A 21,424-nucleotide genomic window follows, 5' to 3' on the forward strand; every position below is an offset into this window, starting at 1 on the left:
TATTGCTAGTTTTGGTATCTTTCGGTTTGATTCTCATTACATTGGGAATCGGAATAAACCAAATTATAGATCAACGGAAGGGAAATGTTCACATGGATAGAAGAGTCTTCTTAAAATCAAATGCATTTTTGTGGGCGATGATGGTGTTACCTTTAGATACGACAGCTAAAAAGGGTATACTGGAGTCTCCTTATTTCAAATTGAAACCGATTGGAAGATCCTTACAATTGGTAGATTACTTTATTTGGTGCTCATCTCCGATTTGGGGCGACGATGGTAAGGTTCATCTTTTTTATTCACGTTGGCGAAAGGAAAAAGGGATGGGTGGCTGGATCAAAGGTTCCGAGATAGCGCACGCAGTTGCTGATTCTCCCTATGGAACATTCCAACATAAGGATGTTGTTATACAACCTCGAGAAGGGTTTTGGGATAGTACAACCTGTCATAATCCACTGATAAAAAAGATAGCGGATACGTATTATCTTTTTTATATGGGAAATTCCAACGGAAAGACAGATACCAAAAGGATAGGCGTAGCAACGGCGAAAAACCTGGATGGACCATGGAAACGGCAGGATAATCCAATCTTATTGCCTGGCGTGGAGGGGGCATGGGATGATCATTGTACCACAAATCCTGCATTTCTAAAAGGTAACGATGGTAAATTTTGGTTGTATTATAAATCTTGGAATACTGCTGAATATCTGCGGGATAAAGGTCCTGTCAGAGGAAATCGAAAGTATGGATTGGCCAAAGCTGAACATCCCTTGGGACCATATGTGAAAGAATCAGAGCATCCGGTCATTGATTTTTCTGATCGTCCGCATAATGCACAGCTTGAAGATGCTTTCGTATGGAAACAGGATGAACAGTATTGTTTATTAGCAAGGGATATGGGGTTTTACAATCACGAAGATGGATTGATCTTAAAATCATCAGATGGCGTTAAATGGTCTGAACCGCAAGTGGCTTATCTAGGTTTATCGACCTATATTCAGGAACCGCCCCCACCAGCCAACTTGAAGCGCTTTGGCAGGCTTGAAAGACCTATGATCCTGATGGATAAAATAACGGATAAACCGCGTTTCCTTTTTGGAGCCACCCAAGGCGGAATAGCAGAAACTTCGACAGCCTTTGTATTTGAGATCGTGTGAAGAGTCTGCGATAATCGTGTTTAATTCGAGAAAATAACTGCAAAGTTTTGCTTCTGTATGTTGAAGATCGATACAAGTGAGCCGAATTTGACAGCTGATATAAACAAGTACAACCAGAAACAATTATAAGCCAATGAAAAAGATTTTTAGTATGCTCCTCGTAATTTTTGCATGCGTAGCAAGTCAAGCGCAACAAACATCCTGGACCAGTGCAAAGCAACCCTTAAAGGAAATTGAACAGCTTAAAAAGATCATTGTTGCTCCTACATTTGAAAAGAAAGATTATTCCATCGACGATTTCGGTGCTATTGGAGATGGCAGGACAAAAAATACTGTAGCCTTTAGAAAAGCAATTGAAACGTGCAATAAGCAGGGTGGAGGGCGTGTAATAGTCCCGAAGGGAGTCTATCTGACCGGTGCAATCTATTTGAAAAGCAACGTCAACCTTCATGTCAGCGAAGGGGCAACCGTACTCTTTAGTCGTGATAGTGCTGATTATCCGATGGTATTCACGCGTTGGGAGGGCATGGAATGCATCAATTTTTCTCCTTTCATCTATGCGTACAAAGAAGAGAATATTGCCATCACAGGAAAAGGATTGCTGGATGGAAATGCCGATAATGATCATTGGTGGTATTGGTGTGGTGCCCGAAAATATGGATGGCACGAAGGACGCCCTGGAGAACAAAAGCCTGCCCGGGCAATTTTGCATCAGCAGATGGCTGAAGAGATGGACCCGTATAAAAGAGTATTTGGCGAGGGCAATTTTCTTCGCCCCAATTTTGTGCAGCCTTATTTATGCAAAAATGTCTGGATTGCTGACGTCAAGCTGATTAATTCTCCGATGTGGAATCTTAATCCTGTCCTATGTGAGAATGTATTGATTGAAGGTGTGAAAGTGGTAAGTCATGGACCTAATAATGACGGCTGCGATCCTGAAGCAAGTAAAAATGTATGGATCAGAAATTGTTATTTTGATACCGGCGATGACTGTATTGCTATTAAATCGGGAAGAGATGAAGATGGCCGTACTATTGGTCGACCTGCGGAGAATCATATCATCGAAAATTGTGAAATGAAAGATGGTCATGGCGGCGTCGTTATCGGTAGCGAAATTGCAGGCGGAGCCAGAAATATCTATGCACTCAACAATGTCATGGACAGTCCAAATTTGGATCGGGCGCTACGGATAAAAACCAGTTCCAGCCGAGGTGGGATCATTGAGAACGTTTTTTTTTATAACACGGAAGTGGGGCAATATAAGGAAGCAGCTGTACGATTTAATATGTTTTATGAAAAACCCGGAAAACATATTCCAACGATTCGCAATATCTGGGTCGAAAACCTCCATGTTAAAGGTGGCGGAAAGTATGCTGTGCTCTCCACAGCATACGAATCTTCACCTATAACCGATTTTACGATGGTCAATTGTAAAATTGATGGTGTAAAAGAAGCGTTTAAAGTTGATTACCTCAAGAATGTCTTGCTAAAAAATGTCATTGTCAATGGAAAAGAAATCAAGTCTTTCGATTAACGTAACATAACCATCGACGGAAAGTATAAACTCCAGCGACTAAGAAGTAGCTACCGGTCATTAAAAAGATTTGCACATAGCTAATTCATGAAATAATTATTGATATGATACGAAAGTATTTGATTTTTTGCGGCTTGCTAGTTGGGACTATCCTGGAGATAGCTGTTGCCCAGTCAAAACATTGGCAAGATAACGACCGTGTGCTGCATTATACCGAGGATAAAGGAGATTTCTTACTGGTGAATGGAAGATATCGATTTAATCGTGCTCTTTATGGTAATAACCTGGCATCCCGTGTAGAAGTAGGCGATTTACCTGAATTTGCACTGTACATGCCGGGGATGGCAGGGAACTTACAGTTTGTTCTCAGCAATAAACAGCAGCGAAAAAAAGTGATTGATGCCGATCATATTGAGACAAGGTATCGACCCGGAGCTATGTATTATCGCATCAAAGATGCTTTACTTGGAAATGGTTATATCGATATCGTTGTGATGGCGCAGGCCGATGCCGAAGGGATGATCGTAAAATTACAGGCGGCGAATATTAAACCGGATGCACATCTTTACGCTGTCTATGGGGGAGCTAGCGGAAAAACATTCAGTAGAAATGGCGACATAGGCGCAGATCCAGAATCGGGGTTTTATCTTCTTCCTGGATATTGTGAACATAATCAATATACACTGGAAAAAAATAGTTTTGGACTTAAGTATCAAAATAAGAAAAATGAGCCCCAATTTATTCAGGGTAGTTTTTCAGGACTCTCAGCACTGCGGATGTCAGATGCTACCGTTTTGGATGATCTCTCTAATCTGACGAAAACGGAGAATAAGGGTAGTCCTATCCTTGTCGGGAAATTTATGCTGACTAAAAAATCAAGTTATATTCAAATCGCTAAAGGGAAGCGTTCTGCTGCGGAATTTTCTGAAGGCTCATTAGAAAAGATTTATGAGCTGGCGGATCAGAAAAGGGTTTCGCTGGCTAGTCGGGTTAAAATAAACACACCGGATCGATACATCAATAATTTGGGGGCAGCGCTTTCGGCAGCCGCTGATGGAATTTGGGAATCGCCTACTTTCTTGCATGGAGCTGTGGCATGGCGTATGCGTTTGAATGCTTGGCGGGGAGCTTACACCGCAGATGTATTGGGATGGTATGACAGAGCGAAAGAACATTTTTCGAGTTATGCGAATTCGCAGGTTAGCGAACCCGCTGCTGGACGGGTGGTGATGGATACAACTTTGCACTTAGCTCGACATTTGGAAAAAATGGGTACTTCTATGTTTTCAAGCGGCTACATTTCTCGGAATCCAAATAATAATACGGTACCCCATCACTACGATATGAACTTGGTCTTTATCGATCAATTGTTGTCACATTTTAATTATACAGGGGATGTTGCTTATATCAAAGAGATGTGGCCAACGCTGACTCGGCATCTCAACTGGGAAAAGCGAAATTTCGATCAGGACAATGATGGCTTATACGATGCCTATTGTGCAATATGGGCAAGTGATGGTTTACAATATTCCGGTGGCGCGGTCACGCACACAACCGCCTATATGTACCGTGCCAATCAAATAATAGCCAAACTCGCAAAGGTAATAGGTGAGGATGCGACGCCCTACCAACAAGAAGCAAATAAGATTCAAAAAGCGCTAAAAGATCGACTTTGGTTGCAAAAGAAAGGTCATTTTGCCGAGTTCCAGGATGCGCTTGGCAATCAGCTTATACACGAAAATGCGGGTTTGTGGACCATTTATCATACCGCAGACGCTGCTATTCTAGATGATTTTGAAAGCTACCAAAATCTCCAATATGTAACTAATTATTTGCCAAAGATTCCTATTCATATCAAAGGACAGGAACAGCACGACCTGTATACATTGCCGACGACGACATGGCAGCCTTACACTTGGTCGGTCAATAATGTTGCTTTGGCAGAGAATCTACAGACAGCATTGGCCTATTGGCAATCTGGTCGGGCGGATGATGCCTATCAGCTCTGGAAAAGTAACCTTATGGAAAGTATGTATCATGGGATCAGTCCCGCCAACTTTCAGCAGCTTTCCCACTATGATGCATTTAGAGGCGAATTATACCGTGATTTTGCCGACCCAATTGGTGTAGCATCTCGTACATTAGTCGAAGGATTATTTGGCGTGCATCCACGTCTACTGGACAAACAATTGTTTCTTAAACCTGGTTTCCCATCGACATGGAATTTTGCACAGATTGAAATGCCGGAATGGAGTTATACGTATAAGAAAACTAAAACTGCTATTACATTTCAGATTAACACGCGTTATGCGATGCCCGTAAAACTTGCTTTGGAAGTTCCCGTAGATTTTACCCAGGTGAGTGCTGTTAAAGTCAATGGAAAAGAAGTCAAGTGGTCATTAAAATCTTCCGCTATAAATGGGGCATGTATTGTTGTTGAATCTGAAGCTGAGCGGAATTTCGACATCACGATAATGGGGGATGGTAAACTCGAAAAGATGGATACCAAAAATGTGGAGCAAGTATTCACCGATCAATGGGCTTTTCCATTACCTGCTAACACCCAATTGTTGGAAAGCTACGATCCTCAAGGAATTATCCAAAAGAAAGCCGGTCACAAATTTTCTTTTGTCCAGCATGAGCGGGTAGGAACCTTTTTCGTGAAGCTTCAGCAGGGAGTTATGGTTTGGTGGCAGGCAGTTGATATTCGGCTATTACCGCCTGTAAATTCAACTATTCTGCGTAAAGAGCGAAACTATTTTTTGACGATGGAAAACCGTTCTGCTCAGCCACAACAACTGGTAATTGATCATCAGGATTTTCAAACAGCCTTCAGCTTGAGATCAGGAGAAATAAAGAAATTGGAACTTCCCATCAATAGCTTTTCAAAGGGAACAAATAGCGTTAATCTGGTTGTGGGAACTTATCGCCAAACAGTAGATTATATCGATTGGAATATCGATGATAAACCTGATTTTTTAGCGGAAAATTTATCGAGTTATTACAACGCGCGTTTGACGGATATCTTCAAACAGAAATACCTTTCGCCAAGATCGGAAGGGCCAACCTTGCAGTTGCCTTGGCAGGGAATAGGCAATTGGTGTTATCCATTGACGACGGCAAATATTGACGACAGGGGAATCATGAAAAAAGGCAAGCAAGGGGATCTAATATACCTAGGTATTCCGTTTCAGCTAAAAAATGACTCCAAAAATGTGGTCTTTGTCAGTCAGTGGGATAATTATCCAAAAAGCGTCAAAATACCTTTAGCCGGCCAGGCCAGCAAAATGTATCTCTTGGTCGCCGGTTCAACAAATCCGATGCAATCCCAGCTTATCAACGCCAAGATTAAGGTCAATTATACTGATGGAATTTTTGATACGTTAGATCTCATCAACCCTATCAACTGGTGGCCTATCGAACAGGATTACCTCGATGATAATCACGCTTTTGAACTCCCCGATGAACGAATTCCTTACCGAATCAGTCTGAAGTCTGGAGAGCTTTATAAGGGCGGAACCTGGAGTCATTATACCGATATCAAGGGGTATAGCAATCGTGCCATTGATGGTGGAGCAGCTTCATTATTGGACTTGCCTCTAAACAATAAAAAGAAACTTCAATCAGTAGAGCTTATCGCCGTCGCAAACGATGCGGTCATCGGTCTGATAGGTCTCACTTTAATGCGATAGATAAATTGAGAATGTACTCCGGAATTTCCGGAGGAATCTTGAACACGAATATAGTATGCATAAAAATCCAATATAGATGAAAAAGAAGTTTAGTATTATTTTCACTTTCCTTGTAAGTGTTCTAAGCCCTATGTTAGTCCTAGCTCAACAAGGAACCAAAATTAATCGGGAAAATGTCGTTAAAAGGCACAATGTCTCCAATCATACCATGGATACATTAGCTTCGCTCACAGTCGGTAATGGGACCTTTGCCTATACGGTCGATGCTACAGGAATGCAGTCTTTTCCCATTTATTATAAAAATGGGGTTTCCTTGGGAACACAGTCCGAGTGGGGATGGGATTCTTTCCCCAATACAAAGAACTATAAATTCGAAGAAACATTAAAATCCTACGACTTTAACAGCGAAGGGCGGAACGCGCAATATAGTATCCAATTGAAAGAACCGGAACGCAATGCAGAAGCTGTAAACTATTTTAGGGAAAATAAACACCGTCTGCAATTGGGTAATGTGGGCTTGGAACTTTATTTGAAAAACGGGCAACGGGCAACTGCACAACATATCCAGGCTATTCGACAGGAGCTGAACCTTTGGACGGGTATTATCACAAGTGAATTTCAAATTGAAGGAGAACCTGTCTCTGTAAAAACGACATCGTATCAAAGCAGTGACCGCGTTGCAGTACATGTCGCTTCACCATTGATTGCACAGCAAAGACTGAAAATATTTGTACACTATCCTTACCCAAGCGGAAAATTTTTGGATGAAGGTACCAACTATGATCAGGTGAATGATCATAAAACAACGATCGTAGCTCAATCTGCACATGTTGCAGTAATAAATCATCAGTTGCAGGGAGCCAGTTACTTTACACAATTGAATTACTCACAGGGAACTTTAAAAAATACGGCTTCACACTATTTTGTGTACCAACCGGCTGCTACGCTTGGAGAATTTGATTTTTCATTTGCATTTGCGCCCACAAACAATTTTGATAAAAAGAGCGTAGGATATATTGATGCGGTAGGTGAAAGTGTAAGGTCCTGGAAGCATTTTTGGGAAAGTGGTGCTGCGGTTGACTTTGCGGGTAGCACAGATCCGAGAGCCAATGAGTTGGAAAGAAGAGTTGTACTCTCTCAATATCTGACAAAAGTACAATGCGGAGGAAGTAATCCGCCTCAAGAAACAGGCCTCACTTTTAATAGTTGGTATGGAAAGCCACACACGGAAATGCATTGGTGGCATGCTGTGCATTTTGCATTATGGGGACGTCCTGAAATCATGGAAAAAACATTGGATTATTATTTTAGAACCTTTGAAAAAGCGAGAGAACTCGCAAAACGACAGGGCTATCAAGGGGTTAGATGGATCAAAATGTCCGATAACGAAGGGAATGAAAGCCCCTCATCGGTAGCTGCATTTTTAGTTTGGCAACAGCCACATATTATCTATATGACCGAATTGGCCTATCGGGACAAAAAGGATCTCGCTGTCCTAAAAAAATATAAGGATCTCGTATTTGCCACAGCTGATTTCATGGCCGACTTTGCAGATTATGATCAGGAAACGGGTCGCTATAATGTAGGCAAGGGAGTTATTCCTGCACAAGAAGTTTTCAAAGCTTCCGAGACGATGAACCCGACGTATGAGGTCGCCTATTGGGATTGGGCACTTCGTATAGCGCAACAATGGAAGGAGCGTCTGGGAGAACTAAGAGTGACCAAATGGGATCAAGTTATTGAAAAACTGGCCCCCTTACCAAGTAAGGACAACGTCTACTTGGCTACTGAAACTGCTCCCGATTCTTATACGTACGATCGTTGGATGACGGACCATCCCGCGGTACTCGGTGCATTAGGGATGGTTCCTGAATCACCGAAGCTAAATAAAACGGTGATGAAAAACACACTGGATGTCGTTTGGGAGAAATGGCATTGGGAAAAGACCTGGGGGTGGGATTTTCCCATGACGGCCATGAATGCTGCTCGTCTGAATCTTCCCAATAAAGCGCTGGATGCATTATTTATGAATGTCCAAACCAATACCTATCTCAAAAATGGACATAATTATCAAGATGGACGCCTGCGGATCTATTTACCAGGTAATGGTGGGGTGCTCGCGACCGTAGCGATGATGCTTGAAGGATGGGACGCTTCCAACAGTGATTTACCAGGGTTCCCAAAAGATGGCTCATGGGTTATAAAGAAAGAAGGATTTAAAAAAATGCCCTAATATGATGAAGAAAATAATATTACTATTGCTTTTGGGTTGTGGAACAGTATCGACGAAGGCTCAGGAGTTGCCCGTTAAGTCAACGATCGTACGTTCTTTAAGCAGTGTAACCATAACTTGTACAATCTTAAATATACACCTTCGTCCGAAACAAAAGAGGAATATTAAACTGTTCATTGAAAAACAGTAGTATGGTGTAGAATAATGAAATCGGACAGATTCTATACTATTGCAATAAATAATTTAGCTTACTACGTTGGAGAATGTATCCGTGAAAATGATGCTAAGGCGACAGGTCCTTTTATTATGGGCTGTGTAGAGGCTGGGTTTTGAAAAGCGAGTTTTAAGTATTTTTTTTAAATATTTATAAACAAATCGTTAATTTTATAATTAATAAAATCTAACAATGACCAATTCCGTAAATCAATTTTTAAAAACTTTAGAAATTAGCGATTTTTCTGCCACACCTAAGTATTTGCAATTGGCAAATACAATTATCGATGCTGTTAAAAATGAAACATTGGTCAGAGATGATATGCTCCCTTCTATTAATGAGCTCAGTGCATATCTGGAAATATCACGTGACACTGTAGAAAAAGCATACCGCTATCTTAAGAAAAATGAAATTATAGCATCTAATCCCGGAAAGGGGTATTATGTAAATAAAACGGATGTAGAATCCAAACTTAAGATAGCACTCTTTCTAAATAAACTAAGTGCCCATAAAAAGATAGTATACGATTCCTTTGCAAAAGAGCTGAGTGATTATGCCAACTTGGATCTATTTGTATACAATTCAGACCTATCGTATCTGAATACATTGTTGGGAAGCTTAACGAAAACATATGACCACTATGTTTTATTCCCCCATTTCAAAGAGGGAAGGGACAAAGCGCCGGATATCATCCGAAAAATTCCTGCAGAAAAACTCATGTTATTGGGTCGCTTTATTGAGGATGTACCGGGCGAATTTCCTGCTGTTTATGAAAATTATGAGCAGGATATTTATAGTGCCCTGGAGGAGGCTAACGAGTCATTAAGTAAATATCAGATGCTCAAATTGGTGTTTCCAGATCATAGCGATTTTCCAAAAGCTATTATTAAAGGATTTTATAAATTCTGTCAGCAATATGCTTTTGATCACGAATTGGTCGCCGACCTCCATCGTGAAAAAGTTGTAAAGGAGACTTGCTACATCAATATTATTGAAGATGATCTTGTCAAGTTATTGAATAAGATTATACAGAAAAAATTGGTCATCGGGATGGATGTTGGGGTTATATCCTATAATGAAACACCATTGAAAAAATTTATATTGAATGGTATTACGACGATATCGACCGATTTTGAAATGATGGGGCGATTGGCTGCCGAATTGATCAGAAGTAAATCAAAGGAACGTGTTGAAGTCCCATTCTATTTAAAACTTAGGCCTTCTGTATAGACCAAAAAAAACAGACTAATCGTGCTGATTAGCCTGTTTTTTTGATAAATATTTCCTAGCTCTTTTCGTATTATGATGCAATAATCAAAGAAGCAGCTAGTTGATTTTTATTTCTTTAAGGTCTTCACAGGAAATAGATCAATAACACCTTTTGCAACCTTGCTGATGTTATTAATTGCTTTTTCTGGATTGTCAACATCGCCAGAACCACGTGCCTGCCAGATCACTGCGTTTGTTTTACGATCGATGGCTTCGATAATCAAATGACCATAACGATAGCGTTCTTTTGCAACTGGGTAATAACCGCCACCATAGTAATATGGTGAAAACCATGGACGGTACCAACCCCAGGGGCCACCCCATCCGTAATAACCGCCGCCGCCATAGATCAAACGGCTTTTATTGTTGACAATGGTAATATACCGAAATAGTAAATCAGGATTATCTTTAGAATATTGTAGGCCCTTTGCCTCCAGCGCAGTATTCGCGGCATCCAGGATATTAGCTTTGGCGATATCGTTGTCAAAATAAGACTTCGAAAGCGAGTCTACCGGAGGTAACCAAGCATACGTCTTGAAAGGAGTAAAATCCATCTTTTCTACCCGAGTGGTATTGTATTGATAAGACGAACATGATGCGAGTGCAACGCAAAGCACCAAAAATAATAGAATCTTTTTCATCGTAGTAATTTATTTATCAACTGTGATGAATCTACCATGAGTATTCTGTCGCTGCATTGGACAACCACACTCATGATGGTTCATGGCCTATATGGAACTTATATTTATTTAACTAATTTGTTCTTATTCTTTATCCGCATACCTTTCAATTGTAAAAAATAGTACAGTTGACGGTCTTCATGGCAATTGTTTTTTTATCGTCTGGGATGCTGCCATCCTTTTTGATTTTACAATCTATTACTTTAGACAAAAAACTATAAATATGGTTTAATCCGAATTGTAAAATTAATACGGATATTTTGCCACCAACGGAATCTGCCTTCCTGGACCAAAAGCTTTTGCACTAATACGCAGGATGGGAGGAGCTTGAAAACGTTTGAATTCCGCATTATTAACCAATTTACATACCCTTTCTACTAACGATTTTTCAAAGCCCATTGCTACAACCTCAGATCCCGCTTTCTCATTTTCGATGAGTTCAAAGAGGATTTGATCCAATAGATCGTATTCCGGCAGCGAGTCCGAATCTTTTTGATCTGGCCGAAGTTCCGCAGAAGGCGCTTTTTCAATGGTATTGACTGGAATGATCTCCCTTTCTCGATTGATATAGCGCGCTAAATCATAGGCTTTGGATTTGTAAACATCACCGATTACAGAGATGGAACCTGCCATATCACCATAGAGTGTACCATATCCTACAGCAGCCTCACTTTTGTTGGATGTATTGAGTAAAATATTGCCGAATTTATTGGAAGCGGCCATCAGAATTACCGCACGTGCGCGCGCTTGAATATTCTCTTCAGTCGTATCTGGCTGCAGCCCTTCAAAAAGAGGAGCTAAACTATGTTCGAAGGCATTGGCAATATCTTTGATCGGAACGATATAATGTTTGCAACCGGTATTGTTGACAAGATCCATCGCATCTTTTATCGAATGGTCGGAAGAGTAGACCGATGGCATCAGTATGGCTAATACATTATCGGCACCCAGAGCCTCGCAGGCCAAAGCAGCAACTAAGGCCGAATCTAGCCCACCGGACAAACCTAAAACCGCCTTCTTGAAACCAGATTTTTGAAAATAATCACGTAGCCCAAGGATCAATGCATCATGTATAAGAGCCATCTCAGCTATAGACTCTTTCGAAGATGCTGTGGTGGAGGTTATATTTTGTTGATGGTAGGTGACAAATTGAAGATCTTCTTCAAAGCTTTTTAGCTCAGCAATTTTTGTTCCTTCATTATTCAGGGCGATTGAGCGGCCGTCAAAGATAATATCCATGTGAGCACCAATTTGATTGACATAAATTAGCGGTCTGCCAGACTTTTTTACCTGTTGGCTGAGGACCTTGATCCGTTCATCAAAATGGGTATAGGAAAAAGGGGATGCCGCAATATTGATGAGGAGGTCTGGATTTTCTTTTCTCAGCTCTGCCATGGGGTCACCAACGTAAGAGTTGCCCCCTTCGTCATCATCCCACAAATCTTCACATATGGTTAAGGCGATTTTTACGCCGTTCAACTCGATACAATCAAAACGTCTGCTGGGTTCAAAATAACGATATTCATCAAATACATCGTAATCGGGCAAAAGGCCTTTTTTAACAATGTTTCGGACTGCCCCATGCTCAATAAATACAGCGGTATTATAAAGCTCTTTGCCCTCAGGATCACTGTTTTTGACTGGGGCTCCGATGATACAGGCGATATCCTGACAATGAGCAGCAATTTGATGAATAGCTTCATCGCATTGACGTTTAAAGGCCTTACTCCGCAAAAGATCCTTGGCAGGATAACCACCAATTGCGAGTTCGGCGAAAATAATAAGATCGGCCGTTGCTTCTTTGGCCTGTTGGATCGCGCTAATTATTTTTTTAGTATTTGCTTCAAAATTACCGATATGGTAATTCAATTGTGCTAAAGCTATTTTCATATGCTATTAATCGTCTAACTAAATAAGATACCAATTGATGTCGGATCTTCTCACAAATTTATTTCTTTTTTTTGATACTCAGACCACCCTTGGTCGAATAAAAGCGCTAAGATTTTATTGCCTCTTTCGGCTCGCAAGCGGAGTGCGTGCACAGTGAGTCCACGTTGGGTCCACCTTTTAAACTGCTGTCATTGTAGATGCACGCTTTTTACAAGTTGGGAGCAAATCGACGTTAGGAATAACTTTTTTATATGCTATTTACAAGGAGCAGTATGGGAAATTGCAAATGAGCACCGATTGGTTATACAGCTCTTTGGCTGAAGATTTTGTTATTGAAAATCGAAAGGTTAGTAGACTCCCTTTTAAGACACAAGGAGTGCTAAATTGTTTTAACATAATTTTAACAACGTTAAATGCTGTTAAATTTCTTGACATGAAAGCAGATCTGTAGTACCTTTGATATATCAAAAGAAACGAAAGATATTAAAAATAATATATAAAGAACTTTTCATAATTTAGGTTAATAATTGGTTAGGTAAAGCTCGGAGTTCCCCACTTCGAGCTTTTATTTTTTCTAAAATCCTGTTTCGAGTGGTGTTTCAACTTCCTCCTTGGTTTAATTAATTTAAAGTGTTGTTTTCGGATCATACCATTACCGCACAGCAGCGATCCTTTTGTTACTTAAGTATAGCGCCTTTCTTTTTTCTCTCATTTTTTCTACAGAAAAATTAGAATTAGATAGTGACCAAATTAATTCTTTAGACAGTGCTTGTTCAGTGATCGTTCAGTGCTTGTTCAGTGATTGCTCAGTGAGCACTGAATTATTAGTGACTGATCACTGTTTAAAAATTGATTAAAAATTATTATTAGGTATAAGTAGGTATCAAGATATATCAGTATTAATATCGATCTTACTTTTGAGTTTTTGGATAATTTTGGAAACACTAAAACTATCGTCCAATAAACAGATCAATCCTTATTTCTTAGTTTGAAGAGATTGTGGGAGCATATTTCCCTGTAGAGAGGGGGCGATATGAGGCAATGATGCTGTGAAGGTTTATGTTGAAAACCTCTTTGAACTAAAAAGCTCCTAAAATGAGATCATTTTAGGAGCTTTTATGCTTTATTGCTTCAGAAGGGGCGATAATTATTTGATATCTGTAACTTCAATGACAAAATCCAATGGTGAGTTTGCCGGAATAGTTCCGACAGCCTGGTTTTGGTATCCATAAAGGGAAGGTGCCATGATGTGAATTTTACTGCCTTTTTGTAGACCTTTTTCGGTTAAGCCGCCCAATTTCATGTCACCGATTTTTTGTGGTGCAAATGCGAAGGTCCAAGCAGGAATAATGGTGCTATAAAATGGATATTGATACCCCGTGTTTGTGATGATTTCAAATTCTTTGGCCGTATCAGTTTTATCAAATACACTTCCACTCAATAACTTTCCAACATATTTTACAGTCGGTTTAAATTTTAAGTATTTACCATTTAATGTGTCAACCACTTTATATTCATAATTTCCGGTTCCTTCGGCAAGAATTTCATACCAAATTCCTGTTTCGCTGTTGTATTGTGCAGCAGGGTAATTTTGGCTAACGTAATTTTTAAGTGTTACAGAATCCGTCTTAAATTGTGCATTCGCATCATAAACAGGCGCATCGTCACTTTTGTTACAGCTTACAATAAGGAAAGCGATTGCTGCAATTCCCATGAATAGTGGTGATAACAGTTTTTTCATTGTATTTTTTTATTGGTTTTTCAAGGAAAAGCTATTTTCTATAAAAGTAGCTTTGCAAATGTATATTATTTTTTCTTCGTTAGAAGTTTTCACTGTAAGAATTAACATTTTGATACAGTAATTTACACTTCTGATCGTGGACTACGGCGGTGGTTGCTTACAAAAAAGCCATTCTCACGAGGAAAATGGCTTTGATGAATGCATTGTTTTTCATTTTTTTATTTAACAGCACCAACAGCTTTTAGGTCGATGGTGTATACTACCGGTGTATTTTTAGGAACAGTTACCTTTTCGCTTCCCGTTGTATATTCCACTTGATCAAAAGAATAGTAAGAAGGAGCAATAAAGCTAATTTTATCACCTTTTTGCAATCCTTTTTGTAATAAACCTTCAAATCTTACATCTTGACCTTGGATATTAATAATGGTAGGAATAAATGCTTGCACCCACGCTTGTCCATAAGTTTTTATGGCAACGCGGATGTCGTCATAAACTTTAGGAACACCATCTGTATTTTTGTCGAATACAGTTCCATCCATTAGTTCACCTTTGAAGTTTAAGGTTGCAGACCACGCGTTTGCTTGTGGACCATAATAGCCAACACTTCCTGTATAACTATATGGTGTTGAATTATCTGTTGCAAGCTCTACTTTGTACCAAATTCCTGTGGAGTCGGAAAACCGTGCATTTTCTTTCCATTTGGATTTGGCATACTGCTCTAAAAGAGGAGCTTGTATTTTTAGTAGGGAATCCCTGCGTGCTTTTTCTTTTCTAGCAGCTTCTATTTGTTGTCTATTCAATGCATCATAATCGATATTATCTTTATTACAAGCCGTAAATAGAACTCCCAGACACAAAAACGCCATTAATAATTTCGTGATATTTTTCATAATTTCTTAAAGTGTGTATTAATTATAAAATCCAAAACGCAGGAATAATGGAGTTCGCTACACGTAAATGTTAAATTATTCTAAAAAAACAGCTAACTCCTTTGATTTCAGGTATTTTTGTTGTATGTTTTTTAACCGAAATTCACTGTCAAAACGTAGGAGAGTTGGGAAAATCATTTTTCTCCTTTGTAGCAATTGCAAAGCTAAAGGATGGAATTGTCCTGTTTTTTTTCTTTTGCTTAAGGGCTTCCATATGCTTCGATCAAAAGCAATCTCATCGATAGATTCTGCGTCAAGCTTCACCGCATAGTAGCGCTTGTTGATTAATTGGACAATCTCTTTTTTTGTAAAGATTTCCTGTTCCATTTTTCGGCAGTAGCTGCACCAATCTGTATGAATAAAGAGCAGTGTTTCGCGTGGTGAAACGGCCAGGAGTGAATCCAATTGCGCAAAATCAATCCAATTTATCCGCTCCTGTCCATAGTGGCAGAGCGGATAAAAGAATAGGATCACTAGCACATATATTTTTTGGAAATGCTTCATATCCCAAATTTATGTTAATGAAAATGACCAACACGAAGTCCAAACGTGTAAGTACGGGGGCGTGTTGGACCATAGATATAGTCTGAATCACGTAGCGCTCCCTTGTCGAAGTCCTTCTGAAAAGCATTGAACATGTTTTGTACTCCACCAAAAATTTCGATGCTGAAATCCTTATGTATTGGAAAGGTGTAGCCTAAGCGGAGATTTAATTCCACAAAGTCCCGGGCATTTTTGAGGGTCATCACATCATTTTGAATGTGTGGAACAATCATTTTTCCCGTATATACTCCAGTCAGATCGATCGCAAATTGTTTGGTTGCTTTCAGGTTGCTATTCAAATAACCATAAATGTTGGGCGTACGGACATATTTTTTGGTGAGGATATCCTGCCCATCTTCTTTTCCTGTATAGATGATTTGGTCTTTCTTGTAACGTGAGCGCTGGATCGTCCCGCCGGTTTGGATAGAAAACCAGGAGGATGGCGCGATATTGATTTCAATATTAGAACCATACACCCGGGCCCCTTCACCATTTTGCATTTCCTGGATAATCAATCCGTCTTTTTCAGACGCCATGACGTTGACAAACTGATTATTTAGATCCGTGTAAAATCCCTCCACGAGCAAACTGGTTTGTACATTTCCAAAATTTTTATTGTAGCTAAAAGAACCTGTATACGCATTGGAGTATTCTGTTTTCAGATTTTCACCGATCAATACAAAGACTTGGTTTCCGCCAATGGAAGTGACATGCATGTCCTCATTAAATGCCTGTGGCGCACGGAAGCCACGTGCATAACCCCCTCTAAATTGGAGGTCTTTTGTGATATCGTATAAGATGGTCAACCGTGGACTAAAGGTGCCGAAGCGCTGATCTGAGTTCCTATTTATACCTGCAAGACTATATTTACCGTCTACATAGGTATAATCATATCGCGCTCCAATTAACGTTTTAAAATTACTTAAAGGTTTCCATTCGTATTGGGCATAACTGCCTAGTCCTTTATTCTGCTGATCGATGGTTCGTTTATACCCCGGTATTTCATCCTGGGTATCGTTGTATGAAAACTCCACTCCGGCAGTAAATACATCTCTTTCAAAGTTGTAGGTATATTGTCCCCCGGCAACCAGCGCGATATCATTTGTTTTTCCATAGGCATTTGCGGCTAATGTGCTGTCGGCAAGTGTTGTTCCGCCTCCAAGACCGCCATAGTAGCTGTCGCGAACAGTTTTCTGCACAGAGCCATACAGGGACATTTTTTGCTTATAATCGGTGGAATAATGATCGTAGGTGATTCCGCCAACAAGCGAACTGGTTTCCAATTGCTCGGTGATTTGCGTCAGATGGGGTACTTTATCAAGTTGATCGCCACCGCGGCGGAACTCGTTCACGGTGCTAAAGTCAACCGTTATCTTATCCAGGTCACTCGGCTTGTAAAATAATTTTGTGCCGAAAGTGGTGTTACGAAGTTTGGTTATTTCCGAAAAACCATCACCATTCGCATCGTAAGCTTCCCGATTACGGTGCATGCCGTAGAATGTGGCTCCTCTTTTGAGGTCTTCCGAATCGGTTGAGGTATTAAAATCAACGGTATTATCCCAGCTTTTGCCACCAATAAGTGAGTTGGTGGATTTGACCTGCCAGTCGTTCTCTACCGGATCTTTTGTAATAATATTGATGGTCCCTGCAATGGCATTGGCACCAAATAAAGCCGAACCGCCGCTACGCACAACCTCAATACGATCGATCATACTGGTTGGAATCTGATCCAAACCGTATACGCTATTTAGTGCGGAAAATACCGCCCTACTATTGATCAATATTTGTGAATAGGGGCCCTCGAGACCATTAAGCCGGACTTGTGAAAAACCGCAATTCTGGCAATTGTTTTCTACCCGTACCCCCGGTTGATAATTCAATGTTTCCGACATAGCGACAGATTGTGTCGCATTAAATAATTTGGGACCAATGACATTGACCACCACAGGAGCGTCCTTACGTTTTACGCCATAGCGTGTAGCTGAAACCACAACCTCATCCAAATTGAGGTTGTCTTCCTCCAGTTGGATTTGCAATGGTGCCTTCAACGTGTCTAAAGAGATGACTTTGCTGAAGGAACGATAGCCCACTGCAGATATATTCAAGGTTACTTTTTGCGTTGATATTGCAGACAGCTTAAAGTAGCCATCGACATCGGATGTTGTCGCGAGCTTGCTGTTTTTTAAGGTCAGGGTACCGGAGGGAACCGCTTCATGATTTTTATTGAACAAGTAGCCTTCAAGTTTTGACTGGGCGTATATAGTGGATGTACCAGCCAGTAATGTGGCCAATAATGTGTATTGCTTTAGCATCGTAATTTGATAAAAATTTAAAACATTTAAGCCTGGTATAGCGAGGTCTATTCCTATTGCATAAATGGCGATCGAGGTATTGTGAACTTCTCGAAAACAGGCGAATGGCTCGTTTTTTAGTAAGGTGCTTTATACCAGGCAACGTACTGAACTCCCGCCAAGGTTATTCAGCAAACGTTTTCGCCATTGTGAAAAGACAATGCTCGAAAAGGAGGCAACGAAAAGATGGTATCAAAAGATATTTATCGATAGGTATTACATTCCATAGCAACTGGACCAATCAATTGAGCGCATGGCTAACATATTGTTTTTTGCACAACACGAGTTTGGCCGCCCTGGACTGCAGACCTTCGAAATCTTTGATTTTTGATTTATGCTAAGCTGGGGGGACCACGTAAGTGGTAATGATCGATGGTTGTGGTGAATGCTTCCGAACAAAATAAATGATAGCGTTCCTCTTTTACTTCACGCGCAATAGGAAGCTCAAGGACGGTAAATTCAGTTTGTACGTAGGTATTGTGATAGATGACATTGAGGTATTCGATTTGGTCATCTGTTTCTTGCGGCTTTTGTTTCTTTGTAAAATCATAAGGGTGGGTGTGCATGACAATCTCACCGGTTGATTTTACCTCTTTGTGCATAAAAACAACACCCGAAATAATAATCAGCGACATTAATACCAATTGGCAAAATGCGATAAGCTGACGTGGGGATTTCGTTGTTTTTCGGTACATAAAAAAGCGTTACTTTTTAGGGTAACGCTTCAAAAATACGATTTTATTTTGTGAGTATTCGTGATCCACTCATTAAAAAATTATAAAGTTTCTATGTGCTAAGCTTAACTTGCTTCCTGACTATTTAATCAGATGATTGTTGTCGTCTGGAAATACAACGGAAGGTTTAAACTGCTTAGCTTCTTCAAAGTCCATGTTCGCGTAGGAAATAATAATGACGATATCGCCAACTTGAACCAGGCGAGCCGCAGCACCATTCAAACAGATAATACCTGATCCACGTTGACCTGGGATGACGTATGTTTCAAGACGGGCTCCATTATTGTTGTTTACGATTTGAACTTTCTCGTTAGCGATGATATTTGCGGCATCCATCAAATCTTCATCTATTGTGATACTACCCACATAATTCAATTCCGCTTGTGTGACTTTAACGCGGTGAATCTTGGATTTCATTACTTCTATTACCATGGCGCAAAGGTAGGGCTTTCTGCTGAATTTGAAAGATTTGTCAATTAATTTGACAAATTATTCAGAATCATATTATCAATCAAACGGACACCTTCAACCCAGCCAGTGACTAGTGCGACATGCTGCTTGCTGAAATCGATGTGATCGACTTCTTTTAACGTTGAACTTTCACATAGCGCAAAGTATTCAACGCTAAGCCCATCGGTGTCTGTTAAAATCTGCAGGGCTTTGTCTTTTATTTCCGCTAGTGGGATAGGGTCATGTATATGATCTTTTACGAATTGCAGAGAACGGGAGAGTGCCAAAGCTGTTCTTTTTCCAGCTTCACTTAAGCGCGCGTTTCTAGAGCTCAGTGCTAGGCCGTCTTGGTCTCTAATGATAGGACATATCGCCAATTGAATCGCGAGATCCTTCATGGCTATCATGCGTTTAATAACCATGACCTGCTGAAAATCTTTCTGCCCGAAACAAGCAATATCCGGTTGTACCAATGTAAATAATTTATAGACCACCTGCGTGACTCCTTGGAAATGGCCGGGGCGTTTTTCACCTTCCCAAATTTGGTCCAGTTCGCCAAGATCGAGATGCCAGGCCTCATTTTTATCGGGGTACATCTCATCAACACTTGGTAAGAAAAGGATGTCGCAATCGACGGATTCCAGTAATCTGATGTCGTTTTCGATGGGCCGTGGATATTTTTCGAGATCTTTCGGATCGTTAAATTGTGTGGGGTTAACAAAAATGCTGCAAACACGAATATCACTGATTGGTTTTGCATAATTTAATAAGGATAAATGTCCTTCATGTAAAGCGCCCATCGTAGGGATTAGGGCGATTTTTTGACCTGTTGATCGGGCTTCTTGCAGGTATGCTTGGAGAGATGCTTTCGTTTTGAAAATTTCCACTTTGCTATTTAGTTTTTTGTTGGCAAAGGTGCATAATATTTTGGGAATATAAAACGATGATTAATAGTAAATTGCATAGTAAGTATTTTTTTCGTACCTTTGTAGACCGATTTTACTGTTCGAAAATAATAAATAAAAATAACTGGAGATGGCAAAAACGAAGATATTGTTTATTACTCACGAGATGTCGCCTTTCCTCGAATTAACTAAAATTTCTGAAATTACACGTCAACTTCCGCAAGCAATGCAAGAAAAGGGTTTTGAGATCCGGATCTTAATGCCGCGTTTTGGGAATATCAATGAGCGTAGAAATAGATTACATGAGGTTATTCGTCTTTCAGGCTTGAACATTGTTGTGGATAATAATGATAATCCGCTAATTATTAAAGTTGCTTCATTACCTGCGGCCCGTATGCAGGTGTATTTCTTGGATAATGAAGACTACTTTCAGCGTAAAAAAGTTTTTAGTGATGAGCATGGCGAATTCTTTGCAGACAATAATGAGCGTTCGGTGTTCTTCTGTAAAGGAGCGTTGGAAACTGTGAAGAAATTAGGATGGTCCCCTGATGTAGTACACTGTCATGGATGGTTCTCTGCTTTGGTACCGGCTTACGTGAAGACAACTTATAAAGACGATCCTACATTCAAGGATGCAAAAGTGATGTACTCTTTGTTCAATGAAGAATTTAAAGGTACATTAGGTACGAAGTATGCTGAAATGGCGCCAGAAGGTTCCTTTAAAGCCGCAGATGCGCAGGTGTACGGTGATGGTAGTTATGAGGCGATCTACAAAGGTGCTTTGCATTTTACCGATATGGTGGTTGTCGCTGACGAAAATGTCAACACTGAAATAGTTGATTTTGCTCGCTCAAAAGATATTCAGGTTTTTGAGCCTAATGGCGATCAGGACTACGATGCTTTTGGAGAAGTATATGATCAGTTTGCGCCTGAAGAAGTAGAAGCGTAAGCTTTACTTTTCGAAGCGTTTCGAAAAACAAACAGACAATAATATAAAAAAAGGCTATTCTCAAGGATAGCCTTTTTTTATGCGTCTCTTTTTTCATCCGGTCGAACCGTTATTTCAATGATTTTCGTTGCGCTACCTGTTAGAAACCTTTTGTCG

Annotated in this window: 16 protein-coding genes; 7 read left to right on the plus strand and 9 right to left on the minus strand. The window is 40.2% G+C overall.

Going from position 1 to position 21,424, the window contains the following annotated elements; genetic code table 11:
• Positions 1–92 precede the first annotated feature (92 nt).
• From IQ31_RS07000 to IQ31_RS07025, 6 genes are all read left to right on the plus strand, one after another.
• Positions 93–1,154 carry a glycoside hydrolase family protein gene (locus IQ31_RS07000; RefSeq protein ID WP_145327551.1) on the plus strand — a complete coding sequence of 354 codons (1,062 nt, stop codon included), beginning with the start codon at positions 93–95 and terminating at the stop codon, positions 1,152–1,154.
• 133 nt (positions 1,155–1,287) lie between these two features.
• Positions 1,288–2,688, plus strand: coding sequence for a glycoside hydrolase family 28 protein (locus IQ31_RS07005; RefSeq protein WP_088163065.1), 1,401 nt, complete (start codon positions 1,288–1,290; stop codon positions 2,686–2,688).
• A 104-nt stretch (positions 2,689–2,792) separates the two neighbouring features.
• Positions 2,793–6,380, plus strand: a complete 3,588-nt coding sequence (locus IQ31_RS07010; RefSeq protein ID WP_145327552.1) for a DUF4450 domain-containing protein — start codon at positions 2,793–2,795, stop codon at positions 6,378–6,380.
• Between the two features lie 76 nt (positions 6,381–6,456).
• Positions 6,457–8,613: a hypothetical protein gene (locus IQ31_RS07015; RefSeq protein ID WP_088163063.1), complete on the plus strand. Its 2,157-nt coding sequence runs from the start codon at positions 6,457–6,459 to the stop codon at positions 8,611–8,613.
• 1 nt (position 8,614) lies between these two features.
• Positions 8,615–8,803 (plus strand): hypothetical protein, encoded by a 189-nt coding sequence (locus tag IQ31_RS07020; RefSeq protein WP_088163062.1) that lies wholly within the window; start codon positions 8,615–8,617, stop codon positions 8,801–8,803.
• A 216-nt stretch (positions 8,804–9,019) separates the two neighbouring features.
• On the plus strand, positions 9,020–10,057 hold the full coding sequence (locus IQ31_RS07025) for a GntR family transcriptional regulator (protein WP_145327553.1): 1,038 nt from the start codon (positions 9,020–9,022) through the stop codon (positions 10,055–10,057).
• 107 nt (positions 10,058–10,164) lie between these two features.
• Here IQ31_RS07025 and IQ31_RS07030 read toward each other — a convergent pair whose 3' ends face one another.
• The 9 genes from IQ31_RS07030 to panC form a co-directional block, all read right to left on the minus strand.
• Entirely contained in the window at positions 10,165–10,737 is a 573-nt protein-coding gene (locus IQ31_RS07030; protein ID WP_112374943.1) for a DUF4136 domain-containing protein, read from the minus strand.
• Between the two features lie 285 nt (positions 10,738–11,022).
• Entirely contained in the window at positions 11,023–12,666 is a 1,644-nt protein-coding gene (locus IQ31_RS07035) for an NAD+ synthase (RefSeq protein WP_145327554.1), read from the minus strand.
• A gap of 1,147 nt (positions 12,667–13,813) precedes the next feature.
• A complete protein-coding gene (locus IQ31_RS07040) occupies positions 13,814–14,407 on the minus strand; it encodes an FKBP-type peptidyl-prolyl cis-trans isomerase (protein ID WP_145327555.1) in 594 nt (197 codons plus the stop codon).
• A 218-nt stretch (positions 14,408–14,625) separates the two neighbouring features.
• Positions 14,626–15,297 carry an FKBP-type peptidyl-prolyl cis-trans isomerase gene (locus IQ31_RS07045; protein ID WP_145327556.1) on the minus strand — a complete coding sequence of 224 codons (672 nt, stop codon included), beginning with the start codon at positions 15,295–15,297 and terminating at the stop codon, positions 14,626–14,628.
• Positions 15,298–15,372: 75 nt separating this feature from the next.
• Complete coding sequence (locus tag IQ31_RS07050) at positions 15,373–15,840, minus strand: thioredoxin family protein (protein ID WP_145327557.1); 468 nt, start codon at positions 15,838–15,840, stop codon at positions 15,373–15,375.
• 14 nt (positions 15,841–15,854) lie between these two features.
• Positions 15,855–18,191, minus strand: coding sequence for a TonB-dependent receptor (locus tag IQ31_RS07055; RefSeq protein WP_145327558.1), 2,337 nt, complete (start codon positions 18,189–18,191; stop codon positions 15,855–15,857).
• 371 nt (positions 18,192–18,562) lie between these two features.
• The gene (locus tag IQ31_RS07060) at positions 18,563–18,925 is read right to left on the minus strand and encodes a hypothetical protein (protein ID WP_145327559.1); all 363 of its coding nucleotides are present in this window, start codon (positions 18,923–18,925) and stop codon (positions 18,563–18,565) included.
• Positions 18,926–19,045: 120 nt separating this feature from the next.
• Entirely contained in the window at positions 19,046–19,396 is a 351-nt protein-coding gene (gene panD, locus IQ31_RS07065; protein ID WP_070570112.1) for an aspartate 1-decarboxylase, read from the minus strand.
• Positions 19,397–19,440: 44 nt separating this feature from the next.
• Positions 19,441–20,301 carry a pantoate--beta-alanine ligase gene (gene panC, locus IQ31_RS07070; protein ID WP_145327560.1) on the minus strand — a complete coding sequence of 287 codons (861 nt, stop codon included), beginning with the start codon at positions 20,299–20,301 and terminating at the stop codon, positions 19,441–19,443.
• A gap of 148 nt (positions 20,302–20,449) precedes the next feature.
• Between panC and IQ31_RS07075 the strand changes: the two genes are divergently transcribed.
• Positions 20,450–21,268, plus strand: coding sequence for a glycogen/starch synthase (locus IQ31_RS07075; protein WP_070570107.1), 819 nt, complete (start codon positions 20,450–20,452; stop codon positions 21,266–21,268).
• The last annotated feature ends 156 nt before the right edge of the window (positions 21,269–21,424 follow it).

This window comes from Sphingobacterium siyangense (assembly GCF_007830445.1).
Lineage (GTDB): Bacteria > Bacteroidota > Bacteroidia > Sphingobacteriales > Sphingobacteriaceae > Sphingobacterium > Sphingobacterium siyangense.

What these genes read in the sequence shown, in the direction of transcription:
- IQ31_RS07000 (WP_145327551.1), top strand. Translation starts at nt 93, where the DNA reads ATGGATAGAAGAGTCTTCTTAAAATCAAATGCATTTTTGTGGGCGATG.
- IQ31_RS07005 (WP_088163065.1), top strand. Translation starts at nt 1,288, where the DNA reads ATGAAAAAGATTTTTAGTATGCTCCTCGTAATTTTTGCATGCGTAGCA.
- IQ31_RS07010 (WP_145327552.1), top strand. Translation starts at nt 2,793, where the DNA reads ATGATACGAAAGTATTTGATTTTTTGCGGCTTGCTAGTTGGGACTATC.
- IQ31_RS07015 (WP_088163063.1), top strand. Translation starts at nt 6,457, where the DNA reads ATGAAAAAGAAGTTTAGTATTATTTTCACTTTCCTTGTAAGTGTTCTA.
- IQ31_RS07020 (WP_088163062.1), top strand. Translation starts at nt 8,615, where the DNA reads ATGATGAAGAAAATAATATTACTATTGCTTTTGGGTTGTGGAACAGTA.
- IQ31_RS07025 (WP_145327553.1), top strand. Translation starts at nt 9,020, where the DNA reads ATGACCAATTCCGTAAATCAATTTTTAAAAACTTTAGAAATTAGCGAT.
- IQ31_RS07030 (WP_112374943.1), bottom strand. Translation starts at nt 10,737, where the DNA reads ATGAAAAAGATTCTATTATTTTTGGTGCTTTGCGTTGCACTCGCATCA.
- IQ31_RS07035 (WP_145327554.1), bottom strand. Translation starts at nt 12,666, where the DNA reads ATGAAAATAGCTTTAGCACAATTGAATTACCATATCGGTAATTTTGAA.
- IQ31_RS07040 (WP_145327555.1), bottom strand. Translation starts at nt 14,407, where the DNA reads ATGAAAAAACTGTTATCACCACTATTCATGGGAATTGCAGCAATCGCT.
- IQ31_RS07045 (WP_145327556.1), bottom strand. Translation starts at nt 15,297, where the DNA reads ATGAAAAATATCACGAAATTATTAATGGCGTTTTTGTGTCTGGGAGTT.
- IQ31_RS07050 (WP_145327557.1), bottom strand. Translation starts at nt 15,840, where the DNA reads ATGAAGCATTTCCAAAAAATATATGTGCTAGTGATCCTATTCTTTTAT.
- IQ31_RS07055 (WP_145327558.1), bottom strand. Translation starts at nt 18,191, where the DNA reads ATGCTAAAGCAATACACATTATTGGCCACATTACTGGCTGGTACATCC.
- IQ31_RS07060 (WP_145327559.1), bottom strand. Translation starts at nt 18,925, where the DNA reads ATGTACCGAAAAACAACGAAATCCCCACGTCAGCTTATCGCATTTTGC.
- panD (WP_070570112.1), bottom strand. Translation starts at nt 19,396, where the DNA reads ATGGTAATAGAAGTAATGAAATCCAAGATTCACCGCGTTAAAGTCACA.
- IQ31_RS07075 (WP_070570107.1), top strand. Translation starts at nt 20,450, where the DNA reads ATGGCAAAAACGAAGATATTGTTTATTACTCACGAGATGTCGCCTTTC.